Origin of the sequence: Streptomyces eurythermus (assembly GCF_014649115.1) — a bacterium.
Lineage (GTDB): Bacteria > Actinomycetota > Actinomycetes > Streptomycetales > Streptomycetaceae > Streptomyces > Streptomyces eurythermus.
The window spans coordinates 198525-211807 of the sequence record NZ_BMSK01000016.1; the positions used below are offsets into that span (position 1 = coordinate 198525).

11 protein-coding genes are annotated in these 13283 nt (G+C 73.4%); 8 read left to right on the forward strand and 3 right to left on the reverse strand.

The annotated features are described in order from the left end of the window. The first annotated feature begins 80 nt into the window (after positions 1 to 80). Positions 81 to 728, forward strand: coding sequence for a ScbR family autoregulator-binding transcription factor (locus tag IE251_RS28820; RefSeq protein ID WP_189755918.1), 648 nt, complete (start codon positions 81 to 83; stop codon positions 726 to 728). A gap of 55 nt (positions 729 to 783) precedes the next feature. Here the strand turns inward: IE251_RS28820 and IE251_RS28825 are convergent, their stop codons facing one another. Together IE251_RS28825 and IE251_RS28830 are read right to left on the reverse strand one after the other, a co-directional pair. After that, positions 784 to 2049 carry a cytochrome P450 gene (locus tag IE251_RS28825; RefSeq protein WP_189755919.1) on the reverse strand — a complete coding sequence of 422 codons (1266 nt, stop codon included), beginning with the start codon at positions 2047 to 2049 and terminating at the stop codon, positions 784 to 786. Next, the gene (locus IE251_RS28830; RefSeq protein WP_189755920.1) at positions 2046 to 2855 is read right to left on the reverse strand and encodes an alpha/beta fold hydrolase; all 810 of its coding nucleotides are present in this window, start codon (positions 2853 to 2855) and stop codon (positions 2046 to 2048) included. Before IE251_RS28830 ends, IE251_RS28825 begins: the two co-directional genes overlap by 4 nt. Positions 2856 to 3007: 152 nt before the next feature. Here IE251_RS28830 and cyc2 point away from each other — a divergent pair, with 152 nt between their 5' ends. The 5 genes from cyc2 (at position 3008) to IE251_RS28855 (ending at position 10246) form a co-directional block, all read left to right on the forward strand. Then, on the forward strand, positions 3008 to 5170 hold the full coding sequence (gene cyc2 / locus IE251_RS28835) for a germacradienol/geosmin synthase Cyc2 (RefSeq protein WP_189755921.1): 2163 nt from the start codon (positions 3008 to 3010) through the stop codon (positions 5168 to 5170). A gap of 121 nt (positions 5171 to 5291) precedes the next feature. After that, entirely contained in the window at positions 5292 to 7148 is a 1857-nt protein-coding gene (gene phsA, locus IE251_RS28840) for an O-aminophenol oxidase PhsA (protein ID WP_189755969.1), read from the forward strand. A gap of 223 nt (positions 7149 to 7371) precedes the next feature. Further along, on the forward strand, positions 7372 to 7917 hold the full coding sequence (locus IE251_RS28845; protein WP_189755922.1) for a PDZ domain-containing protein: 546 nt from the start codon (positions 7372 to 7374) through the stop codon (positions 7915 to 7917). Between the two features lie 212 nt (positions 7918 to 8129). Continuing rightward, positions 8130 to 9257 carry an aminopeptidase P family protein gene (locus IE251_RS28850; protein WP_189755923.1) on the forward strand — a complete coding sequence of 376 codons (1128 nt, stop codon included), beginning with the start codon at positions 8130 to 8132 and terminating at the stop codon, positions 9255 to 9257. 53 nt (positions 9258 to 9310) lie between these two features. Then, positions 9311 to 10246, forward strand: coding sequence for an aminoglycoside phosphotransferase family protein (locus IE251_RS28855; RefSeq protein ID WP_189755924.1), 936 nt, complete (start codon positions 9311 to 9313; stop codon positions 10244 to 10246). 22 nt (positions 10247 to 10268) lie between these two features. On the opposite strand, the gene treZ is transcribed toward IE251_RS28855, so the two are convergent. Further along, a complete protein-coding gene (treZ, locus tag IE251_RS28860) occupies positions 10269 to 12014 on the reverse strand; it encodes a malto-oligosyltrehalose trehalohydrolase (protein ID WP_189755925.1) in 1746 nt (581 codons plus the stop codon). Positions 12015 to 12192: 178 nt separating this feature from the next. Between treZ and IE251_RS28865 the strand changes: the two genes are divergently transcribed. Then, positions 12193 to 12744, forward strand: coding sequence for an FHA domain-containing protein (locus IE251_RS28865; RefSeq protein ID WP_189755926.1), 552 nt, complete (start codon positions 12193 to 12195; stop codon positions 12742 to 12744). Positions 12745 to 12850: 106 nt separating this feature from the next. Beyond that, positions 12851 to 13264, forward strand: coding sequence for an SSI family serine proteinase inhibitor (locus tag IE251_RS28870; protein ID WP_189755927.1), 414 nt, complete (start codon positions 12851 to 12853; stop codon positions 13262 to 13264). Positions 13265 to 13283: the final 19 nt, after the last annotated feature.

A 13283-nucleotide genomic window follows, 5' to 3' on the forward strand; every position in this document is an offset into this window, starting at 1 on the left:
CTGCGGTGAGTTATCGTATGCGGGGGGTTGAAAACAAACCGCATGTCCTGTTCTTTTGAGGTGCGAGGAGGGGTCCGGGGATGGCGAGGCAGTTACGCGCTGAACAGACCCGCGCAACCATCATCACGGCCGCCGCCGACCTGTTCGACCGGCACGGCTACGAATCCACCAGCTTGAGCGATATCGTCGCACATGCGAAGGTCACCAAGGGCGCCCTGTACTTCCACTTCGCGGCCAAGGAGGACCTCGCCCAGGCGATCCTGGAGCTCCAGGCCAAGGCGGCCCGGCAGCTCGTGGCCGACGTCGAGAGCCGCGGCTGCTCGTCGTTGGAGGCGCTGATGCGCACCACGTTCGGGATCGCCCGGCTCGCCGTGGAGGACCCCGTGCCGCGCGCCGGGCTCCGCCTCGCCACCGCCGACATCGCCGTACGGCCGCCGCTGCGGCACCCGTTCACCGAGTGGCTGGAGTTCGCCACCCGCAAATTCAACGGGGCCGTCAGGGAGGCCGATCTGCACGGGGATCTCGACGTCGGGGTGGTCGCCCACTCCCTCGTCTGCTTCTTCGTCGGCACCCGGGTCGCGGGCCGTTCGCTGGAGCCGGTCGGGCGGCTGCCGCGCAGGGTCGCCGAGATGTGGCACCTGGTGATCCGCGGCCTGGTCCCGGTGCACCGGCGCCCCCGCTACGTCACCCTCGCCACCCATCTGGAACGGGAGGTCCGTGCCGCCTGACACCCACGACACGGTGACGGACATGTCCCTCGGCCCCGTTCGCGCCCATGGTCCGTCACAGAAGCCGCAGCGGCAGTGACTTGACGCCGTTGATGAAGTTCGACACCAGCCGTCCGGCCGGTCCCGCGAGCACCGGCGGGCCCGGCAGGACGCGCGGCAGCTCCTCGTGCAGCAGCCGCAGTTGCAGCCGGGCGAAGTGGGCGCCCAGACAGACATGGGGGCCGTCCCCGAACGACACATGCGGATTGGGGGAGCGCGTCGGGTCGAGCCGGTCCGGGTCGGCGAACACGCGCTCGTCCCGGTTGGCCGAGGCGTGGAACACCACGACCTTGTCGCCCGCCCGGATCCGGCGGCCCGCCAGCTCGGTGTCCCGCACGGCCGTCCGGCGGAAGGTCAGCACCGGCGGATGCCAGCGCAGCAACTCGTCGACGGCCGACGGCAGGCCGCCCGGTTCGGCGCGCAGCCTCTCGTACACCCCGGGATGCTCCGCCAGTGCCAGCAGCCCGCCCGGGGCCGCGGCGCGCACCGTGTCGTTGCCCGCCACGGTGAGCAGGAAGAAGAACATCTCCAGTTCCGCGTCCGCGAGTCCGGCGTCGTGGGCGAGCGTCGTCATGATGTCGTCGGCGGGGTGCCGGCGCTTGTGCGCCGCGAGCCGCCCGGCGTAGTCGAACATGTCCCGCAGCATCGCGGGCGACCGGGGATCGACCGGCCTGCCCGCCTGGTCCAGCACCGGCGGTGCCGCCTCGTCCGGGTCCTGGTAGCCGATGACCCGCCGGGTCCAGTCCAGCAGCAGCCCCCGGTCGCTCTCCGGGACGCCCAGCAGGTCCGTCAGGTTCAGCAGGGCGTACTCGTCGGTGACGGCGGCCACCAGATCGACCGTGCCGTCCCCCTCCCGCGCCCGCGCGAGGGCACCCGTGAGCAGCGCCCGCGCCCGCTCACGGGCGACGGCCGCGAACCGTTCCACGCGACCCGGCGTGAAGGCGCGGCTCACCAGCCTGCGCAGCCGCCCGTGCGCCGGCGGATCCTGGTTGAGCATCATCCGCCGGATGAACGGCAGATCCTCCGGATCGGGGTCGCGGATCTGGGTGGCGCCTGCGAACGAGGAGTACGTCCCCGCGTCCTTCAGTACGCGCACGACGTCCGCGTGCCTCGTCACCGCCCAGAAGCCGGGCCCGGCCGGCCAGCCCAGCACCTCCGGCTCCTCCTGCCAGGCCACCGGATGATGGTCGCGCAGCACGCGGTAGTCGTCGTAGGGCACCCCGGCGGCGTACCGGCGCGGATCGAAGACGTCCGGGACCGGCGGGGCCGCGCGACCGCTCACGTCCGACCGACCCGGTCCGCGCCGGCCGTCTCCCCGGCCTCGTCCGCCCGCAGGAAGTCCTCGGCCACGCGCACCAGTTCCAGCGGGGTCTCGTCCATGGCGCAGTGGCCGGCGCGGGCGAGCACCGCCAGCCGTGCTCGCGGGTACCAGGACAGCCAGGTCCGCCGCATGACCTCCGGTGACAACGCCGGATCGAGCGCACCGGCCACGGCCAGCGCCGGCACCTCGCTGCCGGCGACCTCGGCGCTGAAGTCGTCGCCCGACCACGAGTCCAGCCAGGCCCGGAACGCCTTGGCGTCGCTGCGCTCCAGCGAGCGGGCGACCATCCGGTCCAGCCAGGCGGCGGGCCGGTCGCCCCCGGTGGTGAAGTCGATGATCGCGCGCCGGTTCTCCGCGCGGTGCGCCGCCCCGGTGAACAGCGCCGCCTGTTCTCCGGCCAGCGGCAGGCCCGAGGCGGGCACGGGCGAGACGCCCACGATCCGGCGCAGCCTGTCCGGGGCCACCGCGAGCAGCCGCTGGGCCACCGCGCCGCCCATCGAGTGCCCGATCACCGAGAACCGCCGCCAGCCGAGCCGGTCCGCCAGCTCCACCAGGTCCCCGGCGGCCTCGGCGGTGGTGTACGCGCCCGTGACGTCCCGGGCCTCGCCGTAGCCGCGCAGGTCGACCAGCGCGTAGGAGAAGGACGTGCGGTCGAGGTCCGGCAGCACGGGGGTGTAAGCGGACCGGTCGGCGAACCAGCCGTGCACGGCGAACACCTTGTGGGCGCCGTCGCCGTGCACCTCATGGGGCAGCACGAAGGAGGTCATGCGCCTACCGTGGCCCCCGCGCGCGGGCACGGCAAGGCGGCCAACGCCACAATCCCCGCAGGAGTTCCCGGTTTCGCCCATGGTTCACGCGATGGTGTGATCATGTGCCTTGGTGCGGATGGGGTTTCGGGGACACGGGTAGGGCCCCGGCCATGACGCAGCCGTTCGAACTCCCGCACTTCTACATGCCGTACCCCGCGCGGCTCAACCCGCACCTGGACGAGGCCCGCGCCCACTCGACCCGGTGGGCGCGCGAGATGGGCATGCTGGAGGGCTCCGGGATCTGGGACCAGGCCGACCTGGAGGCGCACGACTACGGACTCCTGTGCGCCTACACCCACCCCGACTGCGACGGACCCGCCCTCTCGCTGATCACCGACTGGTACGTGTGGGTGTTCTTCTTCGACGACCACTTCCTCGACATGTTCAAGCGCACCCAGGACCGCGCCGCCGGCAAGGCCCACCTGGACCGTCTGCCGCTGTTCATGCCGCTCGACCCCGGCACACCCGTGCCCGAGCCGGAGAACCCGGTGGAGGCGGGCCTGAAGGACCTGTGGGCGCGCACGGTGCCGGCGATGTCCGTGGACTGGCGGCGCCGCTTCTCCGTCGCCACCGAACACCTGCTCAACGAGTCCATGTGGGAGCTGTCCAACATCAACGAGGGGCGGATCGCCAACCCCGTCGAGTACATCGAGATGCGCCGGAAGGTGGGCGGCGCCCCCTGGTCGGCCGGGCTCGTGGAGTACGCGACCGCCGAGGTGCCCGCCGCCGTCGCCGGCACCCGGCCGCTGCGCGTCCTCATGGAGACGTTCTCCGACGCCGTCCACCTGCGCAACGACCTGTTCTCCTACCAGCGCGAGGTCGAGGAAGAGGGCGAGAACAGCAACGGCGTGCTGGTCCTGGAGACGTTCTTCAAGTGCACCACCCAGAAGGCCGCCGACATCGTCAACGACGTCCTCACCTCCCGGCTGCACCAGTTCGAGCACACCGCGCTCACCGAAGTGCCCGCCGTCGCCCTGGAGAAGGGCCTGAGCCCCGCCGAGGTGGCCGCCGTCGCCGCCTACACCAAGGGGCTCCAGGACTGGCAGTCCGGCGGCCACGAATGGCACCTGCGCTCCAGCCGCTACATGAACAAGGGCGCGCGCACCGGCTCACCGTGGCAGGTGCCGAGCGGCCTCGGCACCTCGGCCGCCGACATCGGCGCACTCCTCGCCTCGGCCGCGCAGGACCGGCTGCGCTCCTACTCCCACGTGCCGTACCAGAAGGTCGGCCCGTCCCGCATCCCCGACCTGCACATGCCCTTCGAACTCCAGCTCAGCCCCCACCTGGACCAGGCCCGCGGCCACCTCGTCGACTGGTGCCACCGCATGGGCATCCTCCAGGAGGGCGTCTGGGACGAGGACAAACTGGCCGCCTACGACCTCGCGCTGTGCTCCGCCGGCCTGGACCCCGACGCCACCCCCGAGGCCCTGGACCTGAGCGCGCACTGGCTCGCCTGGGGAACCTACGGCGACGACTACTACCCGCTGGTGTACGGCCACCGCAGGGACCTGGCCGCCGCCCGCCTCACCACGGCCCGGCTCTCGCAGTGCATGCCGGTCGAGGGCGAGGCGGCCGTCGTCCCCGGCAACGCCATGGAACGCGCGCTGATCGACCTGTGGGCGCGCACCACGGCCACCATGACCACCGACCAGCGGCGCACCCTGAAGTCGGCCGTCGACGCGATGACCGAGAGCTGGGTCTGGGAACTGTCCAACCAGCTCCAGAACCGCATCCCGGACCCGGTCGACTACCTGGAGATGCGGCGCGCCACCTTCGGCTCGGACCTCACCCTGAGCCTGTGCCGGATGGGGCAGGGCCCCGCCGTCCCGGCCGAGGTGTACGCCAGCGGCCCGGTGCGCTCCCTGGAGAACGCCGCCATCGACTACGCCTGCCTCCTCAACGACGTCTTCTCCTACCAGAAGGAGATCGAGTACGAGGGCGAGATCCACAACGCCATCCTCGTGGTCCAGAACTTCTTCGGCGTGGACTATCCGTCCGCGCTGACCGTCGTGCAGGACCTGATCAACCAGCGCATGCGGCAGTTCGAGCACGTCGTCGCGCACGAACTACCCGTCCTGTACGACGACTTCGCGCTGTCCGAGGAGTCCCGGGCCGCCATGGGCGCCTATGTGCTGGACCTGCGGAACTGGCTGGCGGGCATCCTGAACTGGCACCGGTCCGTCGACCGGTACAAGGCCGAGTGGCTGGGCCGCCGCGCCCACGGCTTCCTGCCCGACCGGCCGCCCGCCGTGCCCGCCCTGTCGCTCGGCTGACGGTCGCCGGATCTCCTCGTACGGAACCGGGCATTCAGGGAACTTCGCTGACCTCTCGGGAGTCTTCAGGAGCAAGGGGAACAACAAACGCCAACACGGGGGGTGTTCGGCCTTGACCGAGATGATCGAGAGGCTCGCCGCTGACACCGGGCGCGTGCCCGCACCGACCACGAGGGAACTGACGCCGTACCTGGCGCCGTTGACCGTACCGCCGGTCCTGCGGCCCGCCACGGACGACGTCCTGCGCGAAACCGAGATCACGGCGCGCCCGGCCTGGGTGCGGCTCCACCCGCAGCTGCCGCCGACCCTGATGTGGGGCTACGACGGACAGGTACCGGGTCCGACCATCGAGGTGCGGCGCGGCCGGCGCGTCCGCATCGCCTGGACCAACCGCATCCCCAAGGAGAGCGAGTACCCGGTCACGGCGGTGGAGGTGAGGCGGCGCGCGGAAGGGGCGCAGCCCACCACGGAGCCCGGCCGCGGCGGCGCCGAGCCGAACAAGGACGTCGCCGCCCTGCCCGCCTGGCTGGTGACCCATGTGCACGGCGCGCAGACCGGCGGCGGCAACGACGGCTGGACGGACAACGCCGTGGGCCCCGGCGACGCCCAGCTGTCGGAGTACCCGAACGACCACCAGGCGGTCCAGTGGTGGTACCACGACCATGCCATGAACATCACCCGCTGGAACGTGATGGCGGGCCTGTACGGCACCTACCTGGTCCGGGACGACGAGGAGGACGCCCTCCGTCTGCCGTCCGGGGAGCGGGAGGTACCGCTGCTCATCGCCGACCGCAACATCGACACCGACGAGGACGGCCGGCTCAACGGCCGGCTGCTGCACAAGACGCTGATCGTCCAGGACCGCAACCCGGAGACGGGAAAGCCGGTCTCCATCCCGTTCACCGGCCCGTACACCACGGTCAACGGACGGATCTGGCCGTACGCCGAGGTGGACCCGGCCTGGTACCGCTTCCGGCTGGTCAACGCCTCCAACGCGCGCATCTTCCACCTGGTCCTGATCGACGAGGACGGCGAGCCGGTGCCCGGCATCGTGCACCAGATCGGCAGCGACGGCGGCCTGCTGCCGCGCCCGGTGCCGGTCGACTTCGACGCGGAGCTGCCCGACCTGACCGCCGCGCCGGCCGAGCGGTTCGACCTGCTGATCGACTTCCGCGCCCTGGCCGGCCGGACCCTGCGCCTGGTGAACAAGGGCCCCGACCAGCCCGCCGGAGTGGCCGACGCGGCCGGGGACGTGGCGTATCCGGACGTGCTCCAGTTCCGGGTCCGGGACGACTGCGAGGAGGACACCTTCGAACTGCCCGAGGTGCTCTCCGGCTCCTTCCGCCGCCTCACCCACGACATACCGCACGGCCACCGCCTGATCCTGCTCACCCCGCCCGCCACCAAGGGCGGTGGCGGGCACCCGGAGATCTGGGAGATGACCGAGATCGAGCGTCCGGCGGGCCTCAGGCTCCCGGCCGACGGCATCGTGCAGGTCACCGGGCCCGACGGCACCACGAAGACGTACCGGCGCACCGCGCGTACGTTCAACGACGCCCTCGGGTTCACCATCGGCGAGGGCAGCCACGAGCAGTGGAGCTTCCTCAACCTCGCCCCCATCGAGCACCCGATGCACATCCACCTGGCCGACTTCCAGCTGCTGGGCCGGGACTCCTACGACGTCTCCGGCTTCGACCCGGCGGCCGGCGGCACCCGCACCCCGATCCGGTACGACGCGGGCACGGCGGTACCGCTCGCGCCCAACGAGCGCGGCCACAAGGACGTCTTCCGGGTGCCGGGCAACCAGATGCTGCGGATCATGGGCCGTTTCGACGGCGCGTACGGCCGGTTCATGTACCACTGCCATCTGCTGGAGCACGAGGACATGGGCATGATGCGGCCCTTCGTCGTCATGCCCCCCGAGGCCCTGAGGTTCTCCCACGACGGGGCACACGACGGCCACGGGCACACGGGCTGAGCGACGCGGCCCCAGCGGTCGGCTGCGCGGCGCCGGCCTCGCCCGGTCGGGTGACGGTCAGGGTCAGGAACGCCACCTCGCCGGCTGTGGTCGACCATGGTCGACCACAGCCGGCCACGGTCGGCCATGACTACCCTCCGCCACCCTCCGGCCAGTCTCACCCTTTCGTGTCTCGTCACGGCCCGCCGTCCCGGGTAGAGCACCAGCCGGAGGCGAGCGAACCATGGAACAGACTGTGTTGCGTCCCAAGCCGATGCCCGGACAGAACCGGCGCGAGGAAGAAGGCGGCCGGGGCCCCGTCCGCCGCCCGCATGCCGCGCCCCGGCGCGGACGGCGGCCGCGGACCCTGCCGCTCGGCCTGGGCGCCGCCACGGCACTGCTGCTCTGCGGCATGGCCCTCGGCATCGCCGCCGCCGCGCTGACCGGCATCGGCGGGCCGTCCCGCCAGGCCCCGCCGCCCGCCCCCGCGGCCCACGCCACCCCCACGGCCGCCCCCGCCCCGCCCGGCGCGACCCTCGGCGTGGAGGTGGCCGACGGCGAGAAGGCGGGCGCGCTGGTGGTGGCCGTCCATGTGCCCGGCCCCGGCTACACGGCCGGCCTGGTCCGCGGCGACCTCGTGCTCCAGCTCGGCGCGGCCCGCGTCGACACCGCCGCCGGCCTCGCCCGCGCCGTCAGCCGGTCCCGCCCCGGCAGGGCGGTGCTCCTCACCGTGCGGCACGCCAGCGGGGCGTACCAGCAGTTGACGGTGACCCCCGGACTGGTCACCTGACGTCTGCGCGACCGCCGCGGTGCCCCACCGCGCCTCGTGAAGCCCCTGGTCACCAACCGTCCCGCGCGTCATCATGGGCCCATGCCGAGCCGTTTCGCCGCGTATCGCGGGACGCCCGTTCCGGGGATCCGGTCGCGGGGGCCCGGCCGGGCGGGCAGGATGCTGCCCGAGACGTCAGCGCCCCCTTCCCCGAGCAGTGCCCGGAGGCCCGGATGACCGGTACCACGCCCGCGCCCTTCACCGCCGCCGACTACCGGGCCCGCATGGACCGCGCCGTGCGCTCCGCGGCCGACGCCGGCCTCGCCGGACTGCTCGTGGCCCCGGGCCCGGACCTGGTGTGGCTCACCGGCTACACCCCCACCGCGATCACCGAACGGCTGACCGTGCTCGTCCTCGCCCCCGGGCGTGACCCCGTCCTCGTCGTGCCCACCCTGGAGGCCCCGGACGCCGAGCAGGCACCCGGCGCCCCCGCGCTGACCCTGCGCGACTGGACCGACGGCACGGACCCCTACGCCGTCACCGCCGGCCTCCTCGACGACCGCGGCCGGTTCGGCATCAGCGACAACACCTGGGCGATGCACCTGCTGGGCCTCCAGCGGACCCTGCCCGGCACCTCCTACGCCGCCCTCACCGACGCCCTGCCCATGCTGCGCGCGGTGAAGGACAAGGCCGAGCTGGACCTCCTGGCCGCCGCGGGAGCCGCCGCCGACCAGGCGTTCGAGGAGATCCGCAAGCTTCCCTTCGCCGGCCGCCGCGAGTCCGACGTCGGCCGGGACCTCGCCGCCCTGCTGCGCCGCTTCGGGCACGAACAGGTCGACTTCACCATCGTCGGCTCCGGCCCCAACGGCGCCAACCCGCACCACGAGGTCGGCGACCGGGAGATCCTGCCCGGCGACATGGTCGTCCTCGACTTCGGCGGCCTGAAGGACGGCTACGGCTCCGACACCACCCGCACGGTCCACGTCGGCGAACCCACCGAGGAGGAGCGCCGGGTGCACGACGTCGTACGCGCCGCCCAGGAGGCCGGCTACCAGGCCGTACGCCCCGGCGCGGCCTGCCAGGACGTCGATCGTGCCGCCCGCGCGGTGATCGCCGACGCCGGGTACGGCGCGTACTTCATCCACCGCACCGGGCACGGCATCGGCGTCACCACGCACGAGCCGCCGTACATGATCGAGGGCGAGGAACAGCCGCTCGTGCCCGGCATGTGCTTCTCCGTGGAGCCCGGTATCTATCTGCCCGGCCGCTTCGGGGTGCGCATCGAGGACATCGTCACGGTCACCGAGGACGGCGGCCGGCGCCTGAACAACACCACCCGTGAGATGGTCACGGTGGACTGAGGCATCCCGCGAGACCCCACCCCGACGACACCGGAACGGCGACGCGCGCACCCATGACCCAGGCACCGACACCCACCGCGGACACCGTCCGCAGACTGGTCCGTTCGCTGCTCAAGGAGGGCCGTGACGGCACCGGGGGACCCGAGGTGCGGCCCGTGACGCAGCGGCGGGAGTACACCTGGTGGATCGGCGACCGCCATGTGCTGCGCCTCGCACCCGACCGGGAGGCGTCCACGCGCCGCCGCCGGGAACTGCGGCTGCGCGACCTGGTCCGCCCGCAGCTGCCGGTCGCCGTCCCGGTCAGCGTCGCGCACGGCGACTGGGCACCCGGGCTCGCCTACACCCTCGACACCCGGGTGCCCGGCGGCACGGCCGACGAGCACGACGTCTCCGCCGTCGGTGAGGCCGATCTGGCCGGGCTGCTCGGCGGGCTGCGCGCGGTGCCCGTACGCCAGGCCGAGGCGCTCGGCGTGCCCCGCACAGCGCCGCGCTCGCTGGAGGCGCTGCGCCGGATGGCCGTGCACGCGGCCGAGCAGCTCGCCGCGGCCGACGAGTTCGACGCCGCCCGGCTGCACCAGCTCTCCCCGGCGAACGCGGCCCAGCTCGCCGCGCAGCCCGGTGCCGCCGTCCTCACCCACCACGGGCTGACCGGCGCGCACGTGGTGGTCAGCGCCGACGGCCGGGTGCGGGGCGTCCTGGACTGGACGCGGGCGACCCTCGGCGACCCCGCCGAGGACATCGCCGGGCTGGCCGCCGCCGTCGGCTCCCCGGCGGCCGTCCGCGCCGCCACGCTCGCCGGCTACGGCGCCCGCCCCTGCCTGCGCGGCCTGTGGCTGGCCCGCTGCGACACCGTCATCCGGTTCGCCGACCACCTTCAGGGCCGCGCGGCCGGCTCCCCGCCCCTGCTGCGCGGCCGGCTGCGGCGCGCCTGGGAGCCGATCCTGCTGGAGCGGGTCACCGACTTCCCGGAGAACGAGCCGGAACCCTGACGGCGGGCGGGGCCCACGCCCCTCAGGGCTGGGTCAGGACCACGCAGGACTCGCCGGGGACGTGCAGCAGGCCGTCCGGGCCCGGCTCCGGAACCGGCTCCCAGGCCGCCAGCACCTCCACCCGGCCGGTGCCCAGCGGGATCGCCGCGGTCTGCTTGCCGAGGTTCACCGCCACCCGTACGTCCCCGCGCCGGAGGGCCAGCCAGCGGGCCTCGGCGTCGTAGGCCACCCGCGTCGCGGCGAGGTCGGGGCCGGTGAGGTCGGGCTGGGCGTGGCGCAGCGCGATCAGCCGCCGGTACCAGGCCAGCACGCGCGCGTGCGGCTCGCGTTCCGGCTCCGACCAGTCGAGGCAGGACCGCTCCCGGGTCGCCGGGTCCTGCGGGTCCGGTACGTCCTCCTCGGCCCAGCCGTGCGCCGCGAACTCCCGCCGCCTGCCCCGCCGTACCGCCTCGGCCAGCTCCGGATCGGTGTGGTCGGTGAAGAACTGCCAGGGCGTGCCCGCCGCCCACTCCTCGCCCATGAACAGCATCGGCGTGAACGGCGCGGTCAGGGTCAGCGCGGCCGCGCAGGCCAGCAGGCCGGGGGAGAGCAGCGCGGCGAGCCGGTCGCCCTGGGCGCGGTTGCCGACCTGGTCGTGGGTCTGGCTGTAGCCGACCAGCCGGTGCCCGGCCACCCGCGTGCGGTCCAGCGGGCGCCCGTGGTGCCGGCCCCGGAACGACGAGTACGTGCCGTCGTGGAAGTAGCCGCCGGTGAGCGTCTTGGCGAGCGCGGCGAACGGCTCCCGCGCGAAGTCGGCGTAGTAGCCCTGGGCCTCGCCGGTCAGCGCGGTGTGCAGGGCGTGATGGAAGTCGTCGTTCCACTGGGCGTGCAGCCCGAGCCCCTGCTCCGCGCGCCGGGTGATGAACCGCGGGTTGTTCAGGTCCGACTCGGCGATCAGGAACAGCGGCCTGCCCACCTCTCCGGCCAGGGCGTCCACGGCCGCCGACAGCTCCTCCAGGAAGTGGCACGCGCGCGTGTCGTACAGCTCGTGCACCGCGTCCAGCCTCAGCCCGTCGATCCGGTAGTCCCGCAGCCACGCCAGCGCGCTGCCGATGAGGAACGCCCGCACCTCGTCCGAGCCGGGCGCGTCCAGGTTCACCGCCGATCCCCAGGGAGTGGTGTGCGTGTCCGTGAAGTACGGCCCGAACCGCGGCAGATAGTTGCCCGACGGGCCCAAGTGGTTGTGGACGACGTCCAGGACGACGCCCAGCCCGAGTTCATGCGCCCGGTCCACGAACCGCTTCAGCGCCTCCGGCCCGCCGTACGGCTCGTGCACCGCCCACAGCGACACCCCCTCGTAGCCCCAGCCGTGTTGCCCCGGGTAGGGGCAGAGCGGCATCAACTCCACATGCGTGACACCCAGTTCCACCAGGTGCTCCAGCCGGCCCGCGGCGGCGTCCAGGGTGCCCTCGCGGGTGTACGTGCCCACGTGCAGCTCGTACAGCACCGCGCCCGGCAGCCCGCGCCCCGCCCACCGCGCGCGCCACTCGTGGCGCCCGTGGTCCACGACCGCGCTCAGCCCGTCCGGGCCGTCCGGCTGGCGGCGCGAACGCGGGTCGGGCAGCACCGGCCCGTCGTCCAGCGCGAACCCGTACCGCGCGCCGTCCGCCGCCTCCGCCTCACCCGTCCACCACCCCTCGCGCGCGGGATCGCGCGCCAACGCGCGCGTGGTGCCCTCGCAATGGAGCGTCACTCGGTCTGCCTGCGGTGCCCACACCTCGAACTGCACGGACGGTTCCCCTTCGTCTGCTCACCGTGATGTTCAGCGGCCCCCATCGTGCCGCCTGGAACGATCAATCGGCTCATCAATTCGCCCCCGGCGGGCTGGTGTCGCGGAAGTACCCGCACACCGGCACCCGTTCCGCGTTTTCTGGACACCCGGAGTTCACTGCCCGACAATCACCAGCGTGACGTCGTCCTTCGAGTTCTCCACCTACCCCGCGCGCCTGTCCGACGCGGAGCGGGACAAGGCGCTGCGGGTGCTGCGCGACGGCGTCGCCCTGGGCCGGCTCTCGCACGACACGTTCGTCCGCCGCATGGAACTGGCGCTCGCCGCGCGCCGCTCCGACGAACTCGCCGTCCTCGTCGCCGACCTGCCCCAGGAGAACCGCTTCTCCCGCGCGGTCCTCGGTACCGTGGAGGCCGTGTCCGGGTTCACCGTACGGCTGCGCCGCGCCTGGCAGGCCGAGCGGCTGCCGAAGCTGCTGCTGCCGCACCCGGACCACGCCCACCCGCTGCGCATCGGCCGCGATCCCGCGAGCGGGCTGCGCCTGAACCACGAGACGGTCTCCCGCGTGCACGCCGAACTGCGCCGCCAGGGCGGTCTGTGGGTGCTCAGGGACCTGGGCTCCACCAACGGCACCACCGTCAACGGCCGCCGGGTGACCGGCGCGGTCGTGGTCCGCGAGGGCGACCAGGTCGCCTTCGGCCGGATGGCGTTCCGGCTCGCGGTGGGCTAGGACGCCGGCCGGTCCTTTTCGAACGGGCGAACGGGCACGCGCGCGTGCCGTCACGATCGGGTGAGACGCCCTCGGGAGGACGGGCCACCGTGCCGATGCAACCGGCATGACTCACCTCACCAGAGCGAAGGCGGCGGCCGCGGCCCTGCTGGCCGTCGCGGCACTCCTCACCGCGGGCCCCGCCCGGGCGGCCACCCGGGAAGCCCGCGCGGACACCTGGCTCTACCTGACGGTCACCAAGGGCAACGCCCGCGCCGGCATCCCCCGCGGCACGCTGCTGCGCTGCGACCCGCCCGGCCCGCACGCGCGCGCGGCCGAGGCATGTGCCGAACTCGCCGCCGCCGGCGGTGACATCGGGCGCATCCCGGCCGAGAACGTCTTCTGCCCGATGATCTACGCCCCGGTGACCGCCCGGGCGCTCGGCCGGTGGAACGGCCGGACGGTCGGCTTCCGGGAGACGTACACCAGCGCGTGCGTCATGAGGGCGCGCACCCGGCACGTCTTCGCCTTCGACGACTGAAAGCGGAGGGCCCGGGGCC